We start from the raw sequence: 21,257 nt of genomic DNA, 5'->3' as shown, positions 1-21,257 counted from the left end.
TGTTACTGTTTTTTCAACTTGAGACTCCAAAAAGTTTTCTGCACCACTAAGCATTTAGCTCATTAATAAAATTAATGTTCTGAACTTGTCATGGCGTTTTTAACTTTATTTTCCGATAAGCATAATTTACAATGATGTATTGAGGTTGTAAAAATAAAATTATATTATGAAAATTTTTCACCAAACCACTCTTATATTTATTTCCCCTTATTGAGAATATATCCAATAAAATTTCCTATCCCAAATCTGTTTTTTTTGAGATAAATGTAATTTTTTACTCCTTTTTTATGACTCAACTTCCGTAATAACCGATTGTGACAGTTAAGGGTGCGGAATGTGAGTTCTAGTAATACCCGCACTAAGGTACACTGCACTTCATTAGCAGCGCCACCTAAAATCCGGGAAAGACGGCTACCTTCTACTAAACCATCAAAGGAAGAAATTGCTAGCAAATGACGATAGCCAGCTTCAGTCATCTCCTCGCGGATATAATGAGCATCGTCTGACAGTGGCGGATCTACATCGTAGGCACTACGCTCAATTAAAGCTTGTTTAACATCCAACTTTTTTAATGCTGTGACATCAACTTGAGCTATTTCCCAATCTTGCCAAGCAGTTTCAATTTGGTGAAGACATGAGCTTAAGTAAAGCGATCGCTCATTAGTATAATGCCGCAAATCGTCATACCAAAATAGCTTTAGCCGATTAATTCGATAAAGTATCCGTTGGAGAAATAGGTGAGCTTGTGTGTCACCACAGTCGTTTTGATAAGCAGCACGCATCGCTAATGAGAGTATGCGCTCAAATTCATTAACTTTCGCAGCTTCTACATCGAGGATATTATCCAAATCATCCGTAGCCAGCAGTTCTATAAATTGCTGTTCAGCGCGATCATACTCGGTGACTGTTTTTTCTTCTGTTTGCCTACTCTTTTCTACAAACTCAGCGTTAGGGAATATAACTAAATTGCTTTGCATGGAATATTAGATTGCTTTACTCAGGTGTCAAACAAGTTTCACCTCTAATACTTAAAGTTCCACATTTATAGCTTTGTGTGCCTCTTTCCTTGGTTATAAAGAAAAATGCAGTCTGGAAGAGAAATATTAGTAACCTAAAAAGTTTTGCCAACAAAGGGTAACTGACAAATCAGCGCTTTGCTATGGCTACTGTGATTGTTTTATATCGTCCTACAGTCAACCTCTTCTTCGCCTGTGAGGTGTGATGCAGGTTTACTTTCACTGGAAATTTGCCTAAAATAATCTCATCAAAAGATTCGCAGCATTTATAGATGGACTGGATTACACTACTGCGATCGCTACAGTCTGATTTTATTAAACGGTTATCGTCTGGTTGTTTGCTTCATTGTGAAACAGAAGGTCAATATAGTGAATTAACTATAATTTCTGGCGAGAGATTAACAGCTTTACGAGAATTTTGCTGGCTCATGGCTGAAAAATATAAGCGGACTTCGCCAGTACGTGATGTTTTTATCAATAATCTCAAGGGAAAATTGGGTGAGGAACTTGTCAAAGAACGTTTAGCCGATTTTATTACAGAAGTCGATTATGAAAAACGCTTCGGCGGCGATGGCAATATAGATTTTACTCTAACTTCAGACCCATCTATTGGTGTGGAAGTTAAATCTCGTCATGGCAGTATTGATAAAGTCAGGTGGTCTGTAAGTGCAGAAGAAGTAGAAAAAAATGCTGTTGTGGTTTGTGTTTTGATTCAAGAAGAAGTCAACGAAGCACAATCCGAATATCATCTTTTTTTGGCTGGATTTCTTCCTACTCAAATGATTAAATTACGAACTGGTAAAATCTCTTTTGGTATTAATCAGCTATTATATGGTGGTGGTTTATGGTGCTATCTAGAAAAGTTGCCATCTTCTGTAATTTCCAATTTACCCAGACAGATATCTAAGCAAGAATTAATATCTCAAACGACTAAAAATTATTTAAATCATCAGGCTTTAAATTCAAATAAACCTAATTCTTTAATTGACCAGAATAAAGACGATTTAACTTTAATTTATGTAAAATTAGGTGACGAATGTTTTAAAAGAGGTGAATATGAAGCGGCAATTGTAAAATATAACCAAGTACTAGCAATAAAAGACGATCCTGAAGTTTATTATAAACGCGGATTAACTTATTATCAATTAGGGGATTATGAAGCAGCAAACACAGATTACTCTCAAGCAATAGAAATTAACATTAATGATGGAAAAGCTTATAACAAGAGAGGTCTAGCTCGTTATCAATTGGGCAACTATGAAGAAGCCATAGAAGATTACACTCAAGCTATTAGAATTAATCCTCATATTGCGGTTGTTTATAAAAATCGTGCTGAAGCTCGTTCTCACATTGGCGATAACCAAGGAGCCATAGAGGATTATACTCAGGCAATCAAAATTAATCCTCATTACGCTGATACTTATAAAAATCAAGGAATGGCACGTTATTTTATAGAATATCACCGGGGATTTTCTCAAATTATTAAGAGTAATCCTCAGGATGCTGTAGCTTATAAAAATCGTGGTAATGCCCGCGCCGATTTAGAAGATTATGAAGGGGCAATTGCCGATTATACTGAAGCTATCAAAATTAATCCCCATTATATAGATGCTTATTATAATCGAGGTAATTCTCGTTATGATTTAGGAGATTATGAGGGAGCAATTGAGGATTATACCCAGACAATTCAGATTAATCCTAATTATGCTAATGCCTATTACAACAGGGGTAATGTTTATGCTGAATTAGGAGATAAGCTGTTAGCAATTGAAGACTTTCGCAAAGCAGCAGATATCTATCGTCATGAAGGTAAGCTAGAAGCACTTACAGACGCTCGGCAAAAAATTTTAGATTTAGAAATAGAAGAATCATTAGATATTTTAAATTTCTAGCATCTATGGTAATCCTGCAAATAAGTAGGACAGCGTAAATAATTAAAAGTTTGTAGTGAGTTAGCGCGGTCTTGGGGGTTTCCCCCATGAGCGACTAACGAACCCGTAGGGTGAGGACTTTAGTCCTCAAATAAGGGCTAAAGCCGCTGACCACGAAATGAATTTTTATTATTTTACTTAAGAGAAAACACCAAAACCGCAGCATTGGTGAAAAAGCAGGGAGCAAGGGAGCTATCGCCCACAATTCCACTCGGCTGTAAGCCTTGTCTTTTAGTAAACAAATCCATTACTAGTTATTTTTACTACACCTGAGTATTATTTCCTTCACAAAACGACATAATTCGGTAGAATTGGGTAAAGCAATTTTGGCATTTGTTAAACAAAGGCATCAGCAAACCCATGCAACTGAAACTCAGTGCATTTAAATTTCCCTTCGCTACCCTACTATTAATCGCGCCCTTTTTCCTTTGGGGAACGGCAATGGTGGCAATGAAAGGAGTCATACCCGACACTACACCCTTATTTATGGCAGGTGTGCGTTTGCTACCAGCAGGGGTGTTAATTTTAATCGCCGCAGCATTTATGGGCAGACCCCAGCCACAAGGTTGGGCTGCATGGCTATGGATTAGTTTATTTGCCTTGGTAGATGGCACGTTATTTCAAGGCTTTTTGGCCGAAGGATTAGTTAGAACTAGTGCTGGTTTGGGGTCTGTGATGATTGATTCACAACCCTTGGCAGTTGCTTTGTTGTCATTGTGGCTATTCCAAGAACATATTGGTGTGTGGGGATGGTGGGGATTAGGACTGGGAATTGCGGGTATTAGTTTGATTGGTTTGCCGGATGAGTGGATTTTTCAGTTGTTCGATGCCAATACCAATGTCACCCTGGGTAATTGGCAAGATTTGTTTGCTAGTGGTGAGTGGTTAATGCTGTTGGCTGCCTTATCAATGGCGGCGGGAACAGTGATGATTCGGTTTGTCTGTAGGTACGCTGATCCGGTGACAGCCACAGGATGGCATATGATTTTGGGCGGGTTGCCATTGTGGGGTATTTCATCTGTAGCAGAATCTCAGCAGTGGCAAAATCTTGTGACTCCTGAGTGGATAGCTTTAGGTTACGCTACGGTGTTTGGTAGTGCGATCGCCTATGGATTATTTTTCTACTTTGCTTCTAGTGGTAGTCTGACAAGTCTCAGTTCTCTGACCTTTTTAACGCCTGTATTTGCCCTCGTATTTGGTAATATCTTCCTTGCCGAAGTCCTTAGCCCTTTGCAGTGGGTGGGTGTGGGGATGACGCTAATCAGTATCTATCTCATCAATCAACGCGATATCTTGGCAGGCCGAAACAACAAGGTGAGTGTCGAGGAACAAACAACACAAAAACCGCCCCTAGTAAAAGTATCTGCCGGCAAATAAACTTGCAAGGCGCAGAAGTGTAAAAAGCAGGGGGCAGGGGAGAAAAATCACCCACAATTCCACTCGGCTTTAACCTGATCTTTTGGTAAATCAGACGCGAACCTGAAAAAATCCTCCGAATCTTCACCTAATAAGAAACTCGGATGACTTTTGTGTCAAATTAGAAGTTAACATTTAAGCATCCTGAAGTTATTGTGATATTGATAACTTGAAAATACGTTCAGACTAAACTGAAAATATGAGGCTATGCCATTCCTCAATACTGATATTTATTTGTTTGACTTGCCTGGGTTACCCAATTCGCGCAAGTACAATTGAGCCTAAGCTAACCCCTACAGAACTGGCACAAGCTAGCTCGACTATACCTGTTACCCAATCTGTTCTCATACCCGGTAGTCAAGGAACGGATGTCCAAGAACTGCAAACTCAATTAAAGGATTTAGGCTACTACAATGGCGTGGTCGATGGACTATATCAGGGTGAGACGCAAAATGCTGTCGTTCAATTTCAGAAAGCACAAAATTTAGGCAGAATTGATGGTACTGCTGATATGGCAACTAGGCGTAGTTTGCGAACAGCCTGGACAGCAAGAAATCAGTTGGCTAATGGTTCAGCAACTAACCAACCTCAGTCCCATCAGCAAAGTTTTCTTTGGTGGTCACTACTGGGTTTAGGAATACTTGGAAGTATTGGGGCCATTGTGTTTCTCCTCAAATGGTTACATCAAAATCAACAAGAGCTAGAATCTGCCAATAAAGAATTTAAAGCTTTGAGTCCATCTGAGGACGAATCGGTAAATTCACAATCTTCAGCAGGGGAAAAAATACCTGATTCCCAGGAAAATACGGCAGTTGTAACTAATTCACAAACGACACAAACATCAAATACCGCAGCATTCGTATCACTAGAATCGACTTCTCGCCTAGCTAAAGTCAATATTGTTGATGAATTGATTCAAGATTTACGCAGTCATGATTCCAAGAAGCGACGCAAGGCTATTTGGGATTTGGGTCAGCAAGGTGACTCAAAAGCAATTCAGCCATTGGTAGACTTGATGATGGATTCTGATTCGCAACAACGTAGTTTAATTTTGGCAGCTTTAGCAGAAATTAGTTCTCGCGCACTCAAACCCATGAACCGTGCTTTGGCAATCTCATTGCAAGATGAAAGTCCACAAGTGCGACAAAACGCCATCCGTGACTTAACTCGCGTTTATGACATGATGACTCAAATGAGTCAGATGTTAGTTCATGCAACAGAAGACCCCGATATTGATGTGCAAATAACAGCAAAGTATGCTCTATCGCAAATGAATAGAATCCGTAATTTACCCAATCAACGGAGTCTCCCAGAAGACAACGACAAAGACCAGGAAGCAGAAGACTTATAAATATTTCATTTTAATTTGGATAATGGTATTGGGGCCTGCTAGTAAAAAAGCAGCATCGCTAAATTTGGGCGCACTAGTGCGAACTTCTGGGTTGCGGGAAAATCCAAAGCCTTCGATGGGCATACCAAGATTGTTACGATTCAGGGTTTGGTCGTTATTTTGATCGTGGATGACAGCGACGGCGTAACTACCAGCCTGCAAGTTATCAAAGGTTACTTGTAAAGACTTATCGGTAATTTTGTTACACTGCCTTTTTAATACGCGATCGCGATCATTGGGAAATCCTTGACTACTACCAAATATACTCACACATACTTGTCCTTGTTGATTTTTAATGCCATTAATTTCCACAGTCAAACTACCTTGAAAATTGGCTCTAGCATTCAATGAGCATGTTAAATTTCCCACCACTGCCAACACCAGTGCGCTGACGCGAAATTCTTTAAACATCAGGTTTTCTCTATAACGGTAATTCCTTGCATCTGGGATCACAAGGGAGATGTGGAAGAAGGGTTTCTAGTATATTTTACTACTTTAAAAAGATTTTATAAGTGCCAAAGCTCTTTACTGAAAAAACAGTTTAAGATTATTCTGCTCGTCGCCCCGAAAAACTATTCTGATAGTTGTCTAGCAAATTGCTCAAACTTGCAGTATTGCCATCTTTAGTTTTCCTAAAGAAAGTTTATAAATCTACATATTGGGTTAATTTATCCCCGATGCTCAATAGAAAAAATTAACACTACACTAGACGGACAGAAAATTTATTGCTAATTTCTCACTATTAAGTTTTTACTTTTGGTTCATCTGTAATTTTTCATACTAACGACCTATTCATGCAATCAAAAATATTACCCCCACCGCTGAAACCTGGCGACTTACTAAAAGTCATTGCGCCTAGTGGTGCTTTGCGAGAACTTGAGGCATTTGGGCAGAGTGTAGAAATTTGGCGATCGCGTGGCTACCAAGTGGATATAATGCCCAAATTAGGCGATAAATGGGGGTATTTAGCAGGAAAAGACGAAAATCGCCGCCAACAATTAGCCGCGGCTTGGGAAGATCCAGAGTGTCGGGGTATCCTTTGTACCAGGGGTGGTTTTGGTAGCACCCGAATTTTGGAAAGTTGGAATTGGCACGCCAACTCAACACCTCCAAAATGGCTAATTGGATTTTCTGATATTACGGCTTTGTTGTGGAGTCTTTACACTGCGGGTATTGCCAGCGTTCATGCTCCTGTATTGACGACTCTGGCAGATGAAACAGATTGGTCTATTCAGCGATTATTCGATTTTGTCGAAGGTCGTCCTGTGCCTCCTCTTAAGGGTTGCGGTTGGGGCGGAGGGATTGCTACTGGTCTGTTGTTGCCTGGTAATCTTACGGTGACAACACATCTTTTAGCTACATCAATTATACCAGATCTTGATGGTGTAATTTTAGCCTGGGAGGATGTGACAGAGGCACCCTACCGCATTGATCGGATGTTGACACAGTGGCGTTTAAGCGGTGCTTTATCAAAAGTCCGTGGTATTGCTTTAGGCGGCTTTACTAACTGCGAACCACCACCGAATGTACCTAGCTTTAGTGTTGCCGAAGTATTGCGCGATCGCCTGGGTGATTTAGGTATTCCCATTGTCTCCGATTTACCCTTTGGTCATGACTGCCCCAATGCCGCCTTACCTGCTGGTGTATTAGCCACATTAGATGCAGATCAAGGAATTTTGAGCATTAGTCATTAGCCAGAAACTTCTTCCCCTTCTCCTCACCTCTCCCACCTAACTCAACTGTGCTACCAGCTGATTTTCTAAAACCGTGTCATTAGTTAACAAGTCTTCAACGGTGATTCGCAAAAAGCGTTGCTCATCAACTTGAAAGAGAATTTTAATGCGATCGCTTCCGGGATATCCCGGTGGTGTGAGTTGGGCGATGGTTCTCGCACCTGCTTGGTCATTGAGGGGTTTGACGCTGGTGACACCTGCTTCTAGGCGACGAGTAATTAAGCGATCGCCATCAAAATAAACTTCGGTGCTGCCTGTTTCTGCCCCTAACTCCCCCATAATTAATTCAATGCTGGGTTGATTTTCTAAGGATGCACCTAAGACTAATTCCACTGGCTGAGTCATGGGGTAGGCTTGTCCAGCTTGAATAATGGGATGCCAACTATGACGCTGGTTGCGACGATCCCAATAGCGCACACCGTAACTATGGTAGAGAAAGTCTTTGATTTCTAAGCCTTGGGCCAACTGTAATGCACCTTGGGCGATGGCTTCAAAGGGACGTTCACAGCGGATTTTTTCTGGCTGAAAATACTGTTTTACCCATGTCTGCACAGCGGGTAATTGTACTGTACCACCAACTAGTAGTACGGCGTTAATGTCTGCAATTTCTATGCCCTGGCGACGCGCTTGCTGCAATAGACTTGTCATTGATTCATCTAATTGGTCAAAAAATCCCTGTTCTTTAAGGATGTTGTCTAAAGTTTCGCGGTTGAGTTCTAGTTCATAGCTTTCAAATGTCTCATCGTCAAAGTAAACTTCACTAGCTTGGTTTTGGGTTGATAACTGAATTTTTACCCGTTCTGCTAATCTTGTGGTCAAGGGACTTACCGCTATTCCTTGAGTTTTGGCGAAGTAGTCAGCTAACCAATTATCAATATCTGTACCACCGAGATTTTGCCCGGCTTTAGCCAAAACACGGGCAGTTTTGGTCTTTTGTTTGGAGTTTTCCGCTAGGGATTTGTTACCCCACTTGAGAAGAAACCCTACAGGCTTGGTGGATTGCACACTTTGATCTAAACGGACAAGAGACAAGTCCAAAGTACCGCCACCAAAGTCAATTACCAATAGAACTTCTTGATCTGCTAAACCGTAACCTAAGGCTGCTGCTGTGGGTTCATCTATCATCCGTACTTTTTCTACGGGGAGGGCTTGACAGACTTTGCCTAACCAATGACGATACGCTTCAAAGCTGTCTACGGGTACAGTTAATATCAGAGAATCCAATCCTCCTTGCATGGGTGCGAGTTGGTTGATGATTTGAGTCAGGAATAATTGCCCTACTTGTTCAAAGGTGATTAGTTGTCCATCTAGTTCTGGTAAGAAACCTTGGATATCTGCGCCAATTCCCCGTTTGAAGCTGCGGAAAAATCGTGCTTCTCCTTTGAGATCAAGACCGCGATCGCGTACTTGTTGACCTACTAAGACTTTACCTTGGGTGGCTTCTTCTATGTATACTAAGCTGGGAATTAGGGGGGGATTGAGGCTTTGCTGAATTGATAAATTGGGTATATTTAAGGTTTCTGGTTGCTGGGTGACGGGGTTCCAGCGAGTAATGACTGTGTTGCTAGTTCCAAAATCGATGGCGACAGCATTCGCGCTGACTTGAGGGTTTGTCATATCTTTTTTTTTATCTCACGCAAAGGCGCAAAGGCGCAAAGTTCAATGCGATTATTTTCCCATAGCTATAAGCTATCAAGAGCGCAAGTCTAAACCTTGTGGATTAATTGGTATGATTGTTGACTGAATATTTTTGCATTAATTCCTTGACTTGTGCTGCTATTAGCGGGTGTGCGTCTTGTTGGAGTTTGGGTAAAAGTTCTAGGAGTACGCGGTGTGAGGCGACGCTGAGATAAGCGATGGCCGCTTCTCTAACAAAGCCTGTAGGATGGCGTAAGGCTACTAATATTTCGTGAATTGTCAGGCGAATGCGGCTAATTTGAGCAAAATGAAAACAGCAAGCCAAGCACCAATCGGAGAGAAAGTTATTTAAAGTCAACAACCGACGAATGCGATCGCTTACTGGCATTTGTTGATGTTTTGCTAATCCTGCTTCTGTGAGATATTGCAGTTTTTCTTGGGGCGATCGCCTGTCGAATATGTTTAATATGAGGGATTTTGTCGGCAAATTAATTGTATGGTCTAAAATTTCTAATCCTTGAGCCAAGTTAGCCCCTGACTGCGATCGGATATTGAATGCAGCTGCTTGCATTTTTTCGGGAGAATAAAGTAATCGCAGTAGTAGCAACAATCGCTCTCTCACATCTATTTCTAATTCTCTCAAGGAGCGTTGTAATAAGCTGCCAATCACCATAATTCTGTCTGATTGATGGTTCTCTAAAATATCTGGTTGTTGAAAGTCTATATAGGCGGCGTAAATTTCACTGAGGAACTTTAATTCTTGCTCAATTAAACTTTCAACTCTACTGTGGTGAAATCTATCTACACTGTTAATTTCTGGTTGTTTATTGATTTTGAGTAAGCTGCGGAGAATATGATGTCTGGTAGCACCCCAAGATTTTTCTAAGTGCAGCCATAAGGTTTCCATTGCTTCTAAGGTGGAAATTTGAGCAATGGTGCGCCAAGCATACATCCGCACTACTTCTGGTTTGTAAGTATTGGTAGCTAGTTTTAATAGCATATCCAAGGCTTCATTCTCAAGTTTAATCAAAGCCCGCATGGCGGTACTGCGGGTTGATTTATAATAAAGCGCCCCCAGTAATGCCGAATAATATTCCTCTGAATGCGTAGCCGCGATCATTTCCAATACTGCACAGCGTACCCGTAATGATTCATCGTGCAACAAATTCGGGATGTAAATCCTCAGTGCTTGTAAATACACGGCTTCTCTCAGCGCTCTGACTCCATTGACTCGTTCTCGTTCTTGTTTGTGAGTCAGCATCCGGCGCATGGTTTTGGTGGCGGCGACTTTTTGCAGAGGTGTTCCCTGACGTAAAATTAAGGCGGATGCGGTAGCACGAATCAGTGAATGATGTCGTGGTTGGAGATATTCTTCTAATAAGCTTAAATTAGGATTGTCATCAGCTAGCCAAACGTAACGCAAAGCCAGGGCAAAAACTTCGGGATCAACTGCACCTTGGGGCTGTTCTAACAAAGAGCGGACTTCGAGAGCATCCATAGGATTGGCATCTCCTGTCAGCATGACTTCTAAACTTTGACGCTGCAAATCTGGAGGTAATTTGATCAGTAGGGGTGCTAAAACTTGTGATGCTCCTTGGGGATCAATTTGGGCTAATAATTCAATGCAAGAGCTTTTATCGGTGGCGTTACCTTTTTCGGATAAAGCTTTAACTACACCTTGTTTGAAGAAGCGCAGGCCAACATTAGCCGCACTCAGTTCGCCTCGTTCTGCACTTAAAACTAACAGATCAACATAACGCGATCGCAATGCCCCCACTACATATAAACAAGCAGTTGCAATCAAGACTGTTTCCATTACCAACACCCATTTTTGGAGTTCTGAAGGGAAAACCCGCCCACCACAAAACAACGTCAGGAGAATCAGTAAACCTGCTAGTCCTGTAGCGATGGCTTCGGCGGTACCTCCAGATAATGTCTGCGTGTGGCTACGTATACGTTCGGGAATCGGTTGATATAGGACTGGGCCGCTACTGACAACAAAGGTGTAGCGTAAAAGTTCATCAGAGAATTTCAGCCCCACTAATCCCCAGAAAAAGCCTTGGGACTGTAATGCGGGAAATAAATTAACTAAAGTGATCGCACCTGGTACAACAAAGCCTACAGCTATGGGTAATAGCGCCGCGGTAATAAATACGCCAAAGCGTTCTATAAGTCGGCTAGAGATAAACCACTGAGTCATCAACTCACACAGTCCCACTATCCCGCCAAATAAACCCAAAAAACTAGCCAAATCTCGGCTGTTTAAACTCAAGTTAAGTTCGCGCAGATATTGAAAGTCTACTAATAAGCCAATAATTTGCAGTAATCCCACAAACGCAAATAGATACGTCGTATAGTTTCTTAATGGTGTTTGCAGCCGTCGATGTCGAGAGGATTGTTCTTCAGGTATGCGTCTTTGAGGAGCATCGGGAAAAGCAGCGCGATAATGATTACTTAAGTAAGACAAAATACCTGCCCCTAACATAATCATGGCACAGGCAATCAATATCACTTGCTCCAATTTCATGAATTGCAGCAACCAAGGCAAACTAAAGCCACTGATCACATCTGCCACCAACAAACCACTGCTGACTAGAGGATAAGTGCGTTTAATCTCGCGGATGTTAAATAGCTGGTTAGCAACAATAGAGGTGTTGAGGTCGTTAATGACATAAAGTGCATCTACCCACAGTCGCAGCAGAAAGACCAGAATCACTGTCAGGTATGAAATATGTATATTCCCCCGCAGTGACACTATTAATATTAGCGGTAAGACCATGCAAGGTGCGATCGCCACAATTACCCAACGCAAGGGGAAAATCCTTTGCAGCCAAGAATAGACAACAACCAGTCCCACGCTCATGAAAGCGCTGGCAATATACATCCAAGGCAAAGGGCCAGCCCCATATTCATCCAAAAACAGTGCTACGGTACTGTCCTCTGCCCATCGCAATCCTATTGATACAGTGGTGTAAAAGGCAAACATCAACCAAGTCCGTTCGCCTTCTTCTGGTCGAAGATTCACCCACTGTAACAGCCGTGCTAAAGCACCCCTATTGCCAACCAACGACAGATTTTTGAGTTCCATGCACCGCGAGTAAACAGAATAAGAGTTACTTGGTGACTATTACTCTCGTCTGCCTCAAACACTCCCCAGAAATAGCAAAAGTCCCAAGCAACTGAGTATTATCTTTCCCACTCAGCGCTCAGGACTATCAGTTTTTGATAAATTTCCCAGACTTGTAGATTAACTACTCGGTATCTGGAAAATTCATAAGATTACTTTTTGGGTGAAATCAGCATCATCATGTTTCTACCTTCTTTTTTAGGCGCTTGCTGCACTTCACCAAGCGACTCTAAATCCCTTGCCATGCGCTTTAGCAAATGTTCTGCTAAGTCACTGTGTTGAATCTCGCGTCCCCGGAACATCACAGTTGCTTTGACTTTATCACCGTCTTTGAGGAAGCGCTCTGCTTGCTTCACACGCACGTTGTAGTCGTGTTCTTCAATCTTGTAGCGCATCTTCACTTCTTTGACATCAGCCGTGTGTTGTTTTTTCCGGGCTTCCCGTGCCTTCTTCTCCTGCTCAAACTTGTACTTCCCGTAATCCATAATCCGACAAACCGGGGGGTCAGCCTTGTCACTGAGAAGCACTAGATCTAGCTCTTTTTCTTCAGCTAGTTGCAAAGCTTCTTGTGGAGGCATAATTCCCAATTGCGCGCCATCAGTATCAATGACTCGAATTTTCGGGAAGCGGATGCGTTCGTTGATTTGGGGCAGATCGCGAGTTCGTTTTTTCTCAATCACAGGCATTATGATTTTTGGAAGCTCTCTAGTAGTTAAGAATGTGGTTTGTTCGTGAGCAGTGTGCCTCAGAAGCACAATACTTACAATAACTGAGGACTTAAAATTGAGTCTATATTTCTAGGATAACTAATCTATTTTATAAATTAGTTGTCTTAGTCGTCTGCTTGTATTTGTTATTCTACTCACTCTGCGATAAATTCTCTGCATTAGTTAATGTAAATTACATAACCAGGAGTTTTTTTAAAAAAGATTACAATTATTAGTAAATTTTCTTTGGGTGTGGTAATTGCAGTTGGCCCTCGGACTAAGCTTGTTTTTTTCAGGTTTTTACTTAACCATCTTTTAATGTTGCCCCTGTAAGATAGTCAAGGCCTTTAATACTCAGGATAATCATGGCGAAAACCAAAATACTAACGCCTGTACTTCTGTTTATTTTATCTCTGACGCTGTTAAGCTTGCATTCATTTGGGCAAACAATTATGACCTCAGCACCCCGCCTGCTGACAGACCCATTTTTGCAACTGCCAACTGAAACCTCAGTGCGAGTAGTATGGTTTACTGAGTTTCTGGGTAATCAACACATAGTCACTTATGGTGAGAATTTAGATCAAACCATCAGAGCAAATACAACTAAACTCAGTCGCACACGCGAAGACCAGCGCTCACAAATAGCTAATCCACCTCAACAACCTGTCAACCGTGATATTTGGCGACACGAAGCAGAGGTAACTGGGTTAACTGCTTGTGTGCGTATTCCTTATCGCGTCACGAGTATCCGGGAAGATGGAGAAAATATCAGCAGCGATGTTTTTACCCTTGCACCCACACCAAAACCAGGTACACCACTAAAAATATTGCTGACCTCAGACCATCAGTTAAAACCGATGACAGCAGCCAATTTACAAAAAGTGGTAGAGACAGTAGGACGAGTAGATGCAGTGTGGTTCGCTGGTGATTTAATTAATGTGAGCGATCGCGCCTCAGAATGGTTTGATGATCAGCGGGGTGGTGCATTTTTCCCGGCTTTACAAGGTCGTGCTAACTATGAAATGGAACACAATGGCGTTAAAACCACATACACAGGAGGCGAAATTATTCAACACGCCCCTATGTTTACAGCCATTGGTAATCATGAAGTCATGGGACGGTTAGGACGTAAGGGAAGTTTAAACGATGAATTTAATGATGCGATTCCTCGTCCTGTTGCTCAAAAGTTATATAGTGGTAAATCTTTAATAAATAATTCTTATAACACCAATACTTACGAAGAAATTTTCACCCTACCCCAAAGTAAAACAGGTGGAAAACGATATTATGCAGTTAGTTTTGGTGATGTGCGTCTTGTTGTCCTCTACGTTACTAATATGTGGCGCACACCCAAACTAGATGAAAAATCTAGAGGTAGATACAGGGAAGCCACCCCAGATTTAAATAATCCGGAAAACTGGGGTTATGGACAGCTGATTTTTGAACCAATCGCTCAAGGCACTCAGCAATATAATTGGTTAACCGCAGAACTCAACAGCCCAGAATTTAAACAAGCAAAATACAAAGTTGTGATGTTCCATCATCCCCCCCATACTTTGGGTGATAACATCGTTCCTGCTTACACCAATCCAGTCCAAATCATCGACCGCGATCGCAATAGCCAAGTCAAAGCAGTACGTTATGAGTATCCCAAAAAGGCCGATTACATCATCCGTGATGTTGTTCCCTTACTGGAAGCTGCTGGTGTGCAATTAGTATTTTATGGGCATTCCCATTTGTGGAATCGCTTTGTCAGTCCTAGTGGCATACACTTTCTCGAAACCTCAAATGTAGGTAACTCCTATGGTGCTGCTTGGGGTGAAAAAAAGCGAGAAATACCCAATGGTTATCAAGAAGAATACGTTGCCCTTGGTGACCCTAATAATTTACAACCAGTAGTCCCGACGATTGACCCTTTGCTAGATAAGGATGGTCAACCAATGCCCTATATTGCTAGTAACGAAATCACCGTTTTTAGCATCTTTGACACCAGTACAAACACTATTAGTGGCTATCGTTTTGATACACGAGCAGCAGAGTCAGAAATTGTAAAATTTGATGAATTTAAACTAGACAAGATATAGGGGATCAGTCCAAAAAAGGACAAGAACAAACAGAATTTTTCATTACCCCACTCCCCTCTTGGCTATTTTGCTCCATCCAGCGATAATTATGGCAATATAGAATAGAGCCAGAGTAAACAGAAGTATGAGAGTCGGCTTGTGCCTACAGGTTGCCAACTATAAACTTCATAAATCAGGGTAATAACTTTTCCTTATTCCCAATGGCACCTAAGTATAAGTCCCCCAGGCAAAATTGTGATTGCCTCTCTTGTAAAGGTCTGCGTTGCTACTGTTAGTATCATCTGCCCATTTGCAACTACATCAAGGTTTTGATAACCGCCATGAAATGGCCAAAACATTGATGTTCGCATAAATTTCCTCAATAGGCTGGCGAAAGGGGTGTATTATCGTCTGAACATTTGTACTGAACTGCGACAAAGATATATATACTCCTACCTTGACTCTTAAATGAATCCAGAAAACTCAGAAACTTACATAAATCATCCAACTTGGGGTTTGCTTTATAGAATCTGCATGGTTGATGAAAACCAGGATCTGTTCACAACACTTTATGCCCAACGTTTGTTTTTTGTAGTGGCAAATGACATTAAAGGGATCAAATTTCAGTCTATAGGTCGTACTGAAGCGAGAATGTTGTTGGAAAATCGTTTGCGTACTCTTCGTCGCAGTGGTCAATCCCAAGAGTACGATCAACTTCAGAGTGTTTTCCAACGCACATTCCAATGACCAGTTCCATTAGCGAACGTATCACCACTATTTGTGCCTCATTACCGCCTTCAGTCAGGTTAATTGCTGTTAGCAAGACATTTTCCGCTGAGGCAATTCGGTCTGCTTATAACGCCGGAGTTCGGGATTTTGGCGAGAATCGCATCCAAGAAGCTGCAAGTAAACAAGCCGAGTTACAAGACTTAGCGGATATTACTTGGCACTTTATTGGTCATTTGCAAAGCAATAAAGCCAAAAAAGCCCTGGAATTATTTGATTGGATTCACTCGGTAGACAATTTGAAACTGGCACAGCGCTTAAATCAATTAGCGGCACAACAAGGAATTAGTCCCCATGTTTGTCTACAAGTGAAAATTTTGCCTGATCCTCATAAGTCAGGTTGGAGTGTCTCAGAACTACTAGCTGACTTACCCGCCTTGGATGAATGTAAAAATTTACAAATTCAAGGTTTGATGACAATTCCACCTTTAGGATTAAACGATGCGGAAATTTTAAATGTATTTAATGATACGCGTCAATTAGCCGAAAAAATTCAATCACAAAACTGGTCTCATATAAAAATTCCAGAATTATCTATGGGTATGTCAGGCGATTACCAATTGGCAGTGCAAGCTGGAGCAACGATGGTAAGATTAGGAACCATATTGTTTGGTCAGCGCACTTAGGGGATCAATCCTCAATTATTGGTGGTAGTATCAATAGCAGAAGGGCTGGTATACAGAGATGTATCCAGCCTTACTGATGTCATCTAATACAAGAACTTCAGCATTAACAAAGCTGGCTGCCAAGAAAAAAGGGAGGCAAACTCAGCTTTATTTAGCACAATCATTAGGCTATAATCTTGACTCATTATTGCGTGTGGGTTAATCTACAGGCGTTCCCCAAAAATTCGGTTCATCACCTCTAGCTGTGATCGAGGCTACAATCAGCGATAAAATTGCTAAGTTGTCTGCCTTTGTAGCAATCAAACCTAGCTAAATGAACTAATAGCAAAAACAATAAGGGTAACTTTTACCAGGAGAGTAACAATGAACAACATATTTACTAAACTTCGAGACTTTGTAGGTCTCAACGAGCAAGTAGAATACGAGTATTACGAAGAAGAAGCCGATGCAGACGTTGGTAACTACCAAAACCTGTATCAAGAAGAAAATCCCCAACCAGCACCAGCAGAAGCCACTGCTCAGAATCGACGTTGGCGGGAACCCATGACTACAATGGGTGATGATGTAGCCACAGGATCAAAGTCTACGATGGGGAATGTTATTGGTATGCCAGGAGCTATTAACGGTATTTCAGAAGTTTTAGTACTTGAGCCTCGCACATTTGAAGAAATGCCCCAGGCAATTCAAGCACTCAGAGAGCGCAAGTCAGTTGTATTAAACTTGACCATTATGGACCCGGATCAAGCACAACGGGCAGTAGACTTTGTTGCAGGTGGAACTTACGCACTAGATGGACATCAAGAGCGCATCGGAGAAAGTATCTTTTTGTTTACGCCCAGTTGTGTGCAAGTTAGCACCCAAGGTGGAGTTATTCATGAAGTGCCACAACCCCCTGCTCGCCCTGCACGTCCTGCTGGTAATCCTACTCAAAATTGGGGTAATGACGTTAACCGGATGGTACAGTAACATTCAAAAATTAGTCAAAAGTCCAAAGTTGCAAATTTTTGATTATTGTCTGGGTGGGTTTAACGAGATATATTGTCTTACCATAGATTGATGGGTTAAACCTGCTCTTATTGACTATTGACTATATAAGTTAATGACTATTAAATTTGGCTTAATTGGTGGCGGGGTAATGGGAGAAGCGCTATTATCCCGCCTTATTGCGCGGGGAATTTATCAACCATCGGCAGTCATAGTCAGCGAACCCCTCAAAGCAAGACAAGCTTTTTTGCAGCAGCAATATGGTGTAACTGTCACTACAGATAATAGTTTAGTTTTTCAGAAAGCCAGCGAAGTGGTATTTTTAGCAGTAAAGCCACAAGTATTTAGTGCGATCGCTCAAGAATTAGCAGATGTCCTGACTAAAGGGCTGTCACCCCTAGTAATATCGATTTTGGCTGGAGTATCCTTAGGTCAGCTAGAAGCAGCATTTCCCCAGTTACCAGTAATTCGAGCTATGCCCAACACCCCAGCCACAGTGGGGGCGGGAATTACCGCTATGTGTTTAGGCGCATACACCAACGCCAAGCACCACAAAATAGCACAGCAAGTTTTTTCCGCTGTGGGGGAAGTTGTGGAAGTTTCCGAAGTGCTAATGGATGCAGTCACCGGACTATCTGGTAGTGGCCCGGCTTATGTCGCCTTAATGGTAGAAGCCCTAGCTGATGGCGGAGTAGCCGCAGGTTTACCCAGAGGTATAGCCCATCAACTAGCCCTGCAAACTGTATTAGGCACAGCCACACTCTTGCAAGACCAAAAAATACACCCCGCAGAACTCAAAGACAGGGTAACCAGTCCCGGTGGGACAACAATTGCGGGTATAGCCCAACTAGAAAAAGCAGGATTTCGCTCTGCCTTAATTGAAGCAGTGAAAGCAGCAGCATGGCGATCGCAGGAGTTGGGGAAGTGAAGGGACAAGGGGACAAGGAGACAAGGGGACAAGGAGTGATTACTAATATTAAGTTCTTCCCCCCATCTCCCCATCCCCCCATCCTCCCCCCATTCCCCACTTCCCACTCCCTAATACTTAACGAAGTTGACAAAATAGCCGTTAATATAGTAAAAAGTCCGGTTGCAAATTTGATTGAGTGAATTATCCCGCGCCTTCTCCAGACCTTGACTTAGGGTTGATATTTCCCTTTGAACTAGATCAGTTCCAAAATGATGCGATCGCGTCCCTAAACGCTGGACGCTCCGTAGTTGTGTGTGCGCCCACAGGTTCGGGCAAAACATTAGTCGGGGAATATGCTATTTATCGCGCCCTATCGCGGGGGAAACGTGTGTTTTACACTACTCCCCTCAAGGCGTTGTCAAATCAGAAATTACGCGATTTTCGTGAGACGTTTGGGTATGACCAGGTGGGGTTGTTAACTGGAGATGCTTCCATTAACAGAGATGCACCGATTCTGGTGATGACTACAGAAATTTTTCGGAATATGCTCTATGGCACACCCATCGGGCAAGTAGGCATTTCCTTAGTAGATGTTGAGGCGGTAGTGCTGGATGAGTGCCACTACATGAATGATCGCCAAAGAGGTACAGTTTGGGAAGAATCAATTATTTATTGTCCTCGGGCAATTCAGCTAGTAGCCTTGTCAGCAACTGTTGCTAATAGCGATCAACTCACCGACTGGCTAAATCGCGTTCACGGCCCCACTGACCTGATTTACTCCAATTTTCGCCCAGTTCCTTTGGAATTTCACTATTGCAATCCTAAAGGGCTATTTCCGCTTCTGAATGATAGCAAAACTAAAATTAACCCGCGTCTGGCAAATAGGGGCAAAAGAAAGCAAGGAGACAGGGGCAGAGGTGGCAGACCGGAAGCTCCCGGTATTGCCTACACTTTGAGCCATTTACAGCAACGAGATATGCTCCCGGCGATTTACTTTATTTTTAGTCGCCGGGGATGTGATAAAGCTGTAGCAGAAGTTGGTGATTTGTGGCTGGTGAATAATGACGAGTCGCAAATATTACGACGACAAATAGATGACTTTTTAGCCCGCAATCCCGAAGCTGGACGTTCTGGGCAAATTGCACCGCTTTACCGGGGTATTGCTGCTCACCATGCCGGCATTTTACCAGCGTGGAAGGTGTTGGTAGAAGAATTATTTCAACAAGGCTTGATTAAAGTCGTTTTCGCCACAGAAACCCTGGCCGCAGGAATTAATATGCCTGCCCGAACTACAGTAATTTCTACCCTTTCTAAACGTACCGACTCTGGACATCGTTTATTAAACGCTTCAGAATTTCTGCAAATGGCCGGACGAGCCGGACGTCGGGGGATGGATTTACAAGGTCATGTGGTGACAGTACAAACTCCCTTTGAAGGCTCGAAAGAAGCTGCATATTTAGCGACATCAAAACCAGATCCTTTGGTCAGCCAGTTTACACCAAGCTACGGGATGGTGCTGAACTTGCTGCAAATCCATACTCTAGAGCAAGCCAAGGAACTCATAGAACGCAGCTTTGGGCAGTACATGGCAACCTTGTATTTGAAACCAGAGTATGACGAGATGGCCGAACTGCAAACACAATTAGCGCAATTGCATGAACAAATTGCCGCAGTTAGTGAACATGATTTGGCGATTTATGAGAAATTACGGCAACGCCTGAAAGTCGAACGCCAGTTATTACAAACTCTGCAAGAACAAGCCCAAGAAAATCGGCAAGAAGAATTTGTGATGATGTTGAGCTTTGCGGTGTCGGGAACTCTGCTGAGTCTCAAGGGTAAAAATATTGCTGTGTCTGCACCGATAACAGCAGTGTTAGTGGGCAAAACACCTGGTACTGGAGAAGCTCCTTACTTGGTATGTTTGGGACAAGATAACCGCTGGTATGTGGTGACTACTGGGGATGTAATTGATTTATATGCGGAACTGCCCCGAATTGATATCCCAGAACATATCCTACCACCGCCAGACTTGAATTTAAAACCAGGACAATCACTGCGTGGTAGTGACGAAACATTTGCGATCGCCCAGCAAATTCCTCAGCCACAAGGCTCATTATACATACCGCCAGAAGTGGCAGAACAACTCAGTCGCGTTGCCGCCGTCCAAGAGCAATTAGAAGCTAATCCCATCCATCAATCAGGCAATGCTAGCAAGATTTTCAAACGCCGGGCGCGTTATGTGGAATTAGAAGCTGAACTCGAAGAGTTGCAATCGCAAGTAGAGCAAAACTCACAACGTCATTGGGAAGAATTTGTCAATTTAATTGCCATCTTGCAACACTTTGGTTGTTTGGATAACTTAGTCCCCACACGATTAGGGCAAATTGCCGCTGCCATTCGCGGAGAAAATGAATTGTGGATCGGTTTAGTGTTGGCTAGTGGTGAATTGGATAACTTAGATCCGCACCATTTAGCAGCCGCAATTGCCGCCTTAGTCATTGAAACTCCCCGTCCAGATAGTAGGGTACATTTTCAACTGAGTAACGAAGTGGTAGAAGCCTTGGCAAAACTACGGGGTATTCGTCGCCAAATCTTTCAACTGCAACGGCGGTATAATGTCACCCTGCCAATCTGGTTGGAATTTGAATTAATTGCTTTAGTGGAACAATGGGCATTGGGAACACCGTGGACAGAACTCTGTGACAATACCACTTTGGATGAAGGCGATGTTGTGAGAATTTTACGCCGGACGTTGGATTTATTATCTCAAATACCCCACGTTCCCAATGTGCCGCAAAGCTTCCAACGTAATGCTTATCGGGCTATTCAATTAATTGATAGATTCCCGGTAAATGAGGTGGTTGATTGAATGGGGGACACGGGGACAAGGGGATACGGGGAAGTGATTTTCCCTGGATTATGACCAATGA

14 protein-coding genes and 1 pseudogene are annotated in these 21,257 nt (G+C 42.5%); 10 read left to right on the top strand and 5 right to left on the bottom strand.

Going from position 1 to position 21,257, the window contains the following annotated elements; genetic code table 11:
• Positions 1 to 341 precede the first annotated feature (341 nt).
• Positions 342 to 977: pseudogene (locus ACM0OS_RS12085) on the bottom strand (iron-containing redox enzyme family protein); the annotation flags it as partial.
• Between the two features lie 311 nt (positions 978 to 1,288).
• Between ACM0OS_RS12085 and ACM0OS_RS12080 the strand changes: the two are divergent.
• The 3 genes from ACM0OS_RS12080 to ACM0OS_RS12070 all read left to right on the top strand — a co-directional run bounded on the left by ACM0OS_RS12080 (position 1,289) and on the right by ACM0OS_RS12070 (position 5,714).
• Complete coding sequence (locus tag ACM0OS_RS12080) at positions 1,289 to 2,908, top strand: tetratricopeptide repeat protein (RefSeq protein WP_414543429.1); 1,620 nt, start codon at positions 1,289 to 1,291, stop codon at positions 2,906 to 2,908.
• Positions 2,909 to 3,307: 399 nt separating this feature from the next.
• Positions 3,308 to 4,324 carry a DMT family transporter gene (locus tag ACM0OS_RS12075; protein ID WP_414543428.1) on the top strand — a complete coding sequence of 339 codons (1,017 nt, stop codon included), beginning with the start codon at positions 3,308 to 3,310 and terminating at the stop codon, positions 4,322 to 4,324.
• 238 nt (positions 4,325 to 4,562) lie between these two features.
• Positions 4,563 to 5,714: a HEAT repeat domain-containing protein gene (locus ACM0OS_RS12070; protein ID WP_414543427.1), complete on the top strand. Its 1,152-nt coding sequence runs from the start codon at positions 4,563 to 4,565 to the stop codon at positions 5,712 to 5,714.
• Here ACM0OS_RS12070 and ACM0OS_RS12065 read toward each other — a convergent pair.
• Entirely contained in the window at positions 5,709 to 6,164 is a 456-nt protein-coding gene (locus ACM0OS_RS12065) for a DUF2141 domain-containing protein (RefSeq protein WP_414543426.1), read from the bottom strand. The genes ACM0OS_RS12070 and ACM0OS_RS12065 overlap by 6 nt on opposite strands.
• A gap of 383 nt (positions 6,165 to 6,547) precedes the next feature.
• Here ACM0OS_RS12065 and ACM0OS_RS12060 point away from each other — a divergent pair, with 383 nt between their 5' ends.
• Positions 6,548 to 7,447, top strand: a complete 900-nt coding sequence (locus tag ACM0OS_RS12060) for a S66 peptidase family protein (RefSeq protein WP_414543425.1) — start codon at positions 6,548 to 6,550, stop codon at positions 7,445 to 7,447.
• A 36-nt stretch (positions 7,448 to 7,483) separates the two neighbouring features.
• On the opposite strand, the gene ACM0OS_RS12055 is transcribed toward ACM0OS_RS12060, so the two are convergent.
• The 3 genes from ACM0OS_RS12055 to infC all read right to left on the bottom strand — a co-directional run bounded on the left by ACM0OS_RS12055 (position 7,484) and on the right by infC (position 12,937).
• The gene (locus tag ACM0OS_RS12055) at positions 7,484 to 9,103 is read right to left on the bottom strand and encodes an Hsp70 family protein (protein ID WP_414543424.1); all 1,620 of its coding nucleotides are present in this window, start codon (positions 9,101 to 9,103) and stop codon (positions 7,484 to 7,486) included.
• 103 nt (positions 9,104 to 9,206) lie between these two features.
• Positions 9,207 to 12,212 (bottom strand): MFS transporter, encoded by a 3,006-nt coding sequence (locus tag ACM0OS_RS12050; protein ID WP_414543423.1) that lies wholly within the window; start codon positions 12,210 to 12,212, stop codon positions 9,207 to 9,209.
• A gap of 191 nt (positions 12,213 to 12,403) precedes the next feature.
• Positions 12,404 to 12,937 (bottom strand): translation initiation factor IF-3, encoded by a 534-nt coding sequence (gene infC / locus ACM0OS_RS12045; protein ID WP_414543422.1) that lies wholly within the window; start codon positions 12,935 to 12,937, stop codon positions 12,404 to 12,406.
• Positions 12,938 to 13,323: 386 nt separating this feature from the next.
• On the opposite strand from infC, the gene ACM0OS_RS12040 reads away from it, so the two are divergent.
• The 6 genes from ACM0OS_RS12040 to ACM0OS_RS12015 all read left to right on the top strand — a co-directional run bounded on the left by ACM0OS_RS12040 (position 13,324) and on the right by ACM0OS_RS12015 (position 21,196).
• The gene (locus tag ACM0OS_RS12040) at positions 13,324 to 15,042 is read left to right on the top strand and encodes a metallophosphoesterase family protein (RefSeq protein WP_414543421.1); all 1,719 of its coding nucleotides are present in this window, start codon (positions 13,324 to 13,326) and stop codon (positions 15,040 to 15,042) included.
• Between the two features lie 447 nt (positions 15,043 to 15,489).
• A complete protein-coding gene (gene pipX / locus ACM0OS_RS12035; RefSeq protein WP_414543420.1) occupies positions 15,490 to 15,768 on the top strand; it encodes a transcriptional coactivator PipX in 279 nt (92 codons plus the stop codon).
• The gene (locus ACM0OS_RS12030; protein ID WP_414543419.1) at positions 15,765 to 16,433 is read left to right on the top strand and encodes a YggS family pyridoxal phosphate-dependent enzyme; all 669 of its coding nucleotides are present in this window, start codon (positions 15,765 to 15,767) and stop codon (positions 16,431 to 16,433) included. Before pipX ends, ACM0OS_RS12030 begins: the two co-directional genes overlap by 4 nt.
• A 363-nt stretch (positions 16,434 to 16,796) precedes the next feature.
• A complete protein-coding gene (locus tag ACM0OS_RS12025) occupies positions 16,797 to 17,399 on the top strand; it encodes a cell division protein SepF (protein WP_414543418.1) in 603 nt (200 codons plus the stop codon).
• Between the two features lie 133 nt (positions 17,400 to 17,532).
• Positions 17,533 to 18,345, top strand: a complete 813-nt coding sequence (proC, locus tag ACM0OS_RS12020) for a pyrroline-5-carboxylate reductase (RefSeq protein WP_414543417.1) — start codon at positions 17,533 to 17,535, stop codon at positions 18,343 to 18,345.
• 178 nt (positions 18,346 to 18,523) lie between these two features.
• Complete coding sequence (locus ACM0OS_RS12015) at positions 18,524 to 21,196, top strand: DEAD/DEAH box helicase (protein WP_414543416.1); 2,673 nt, start codon at positions 18,524 to 18,526, stop codon at positions 21,194 to 21,196.
• Positions 21,197 to 21,257: the final 61 nt, after the last annotated feature.

The organism is Nostoc sp. CCY0012 (assembly GCF_963920855.1).
Classification (GTDB): domain Bacteria; phylum Cyanobacteriota; class Cyanobacteriia; order Cyanobacteriales; family Nostocaceae; genus Cyanocohniella.
This window is presented reverse-complemented; position numbering and strand designations above follow the sequence as displayed.

Coding starts and splice junctions, on each gene's coding strand:
- proC (WP_414543417.1), top strand. CDS start 17,533: ATGACTATTAAATTTGGCTTAATTGGTGGCGGGGTAATGGGAGAAGCG.
- ACM0OS_RS12025 (WP_414543418.1), top strand. CDS start 16,797: ATGAACAACATATTTACTAAACTTCGAGACTTTGTAGGTCTCAACGAG.
- ACM0OS_RS12080 (WP_414543429.1), top strand. CDS start 1,289: ATGGACTGGATTACACTACTGCGATCGCTACAGTCTGATTTTATTAAA.
- ACM0OS_RS12040 (WP_414543421.1), top strand. CDS start 13,324: ATGGCGAAAACCAAAATACTAACGCCTGTACTTCTGTTTATTTTATCT.
- ACM0OS_RS12060 (WP_414543425.1), top strand. CDS start 6,548: ATGCAATCAAAAATATTACCCCCACCGCTGAAACCTGGCGACTTACTA.
- ACM0OS_RS12050 (WP_414543423.1), bottom strand. CDS start 12,212: ATGGAACTCAAAAATCTGTCGTTGGTTGGCAATAGGGGTGCTTTAGCA.
- ACM0OS_RS12030 (WP_414543419.1), top strand. CDS start 15,765: ATGACCAGTTCCATTAGCGAACGTATCACCACTATTTGTGCCTCATTA.
- ACM0OS_RS12075 (WP_414543428.1), top strand. CDS start 3,308: ATGCAACTGAAACTCAGTGCATTTAAATTTCCCTTCGCTACCCTACTA.
- ACM0OS_RS12055 (WP_414543424.1), bottom strand. CDS start 9,103: ATGACAAACCCTCAAGTCAGCGCGAATGCTGTCGCCATCGATTTTGGA.
- ACM0OS_RS12070 (WP_414543427.1), top strand. CDS start 4,563: ATGAGGCTATGCCATTCCTCAATACTGATATTTATTTGTTTGACTTGC.
- ACM0OS_RS12065 (WP_414543426.1), bottom strand. CDS start 6,164: ATGTTTAAAGAATTTCGCGTCAGCGCACTGGTGTTGGCAGTGGTGGGA.
- pipX (WP_414543420.1), top strand. CDS start 15,490: ATGAATCCAGAAAACTCAGAAACTTACATAAATCATCCAACTTGGGGT.
- infC (WP_414543422.1), bottom strand. CDS start 12,937: ATGCCTGTGATTGAGAAAAAACGAACTCGCGATCTGCCCCAAATCAAC.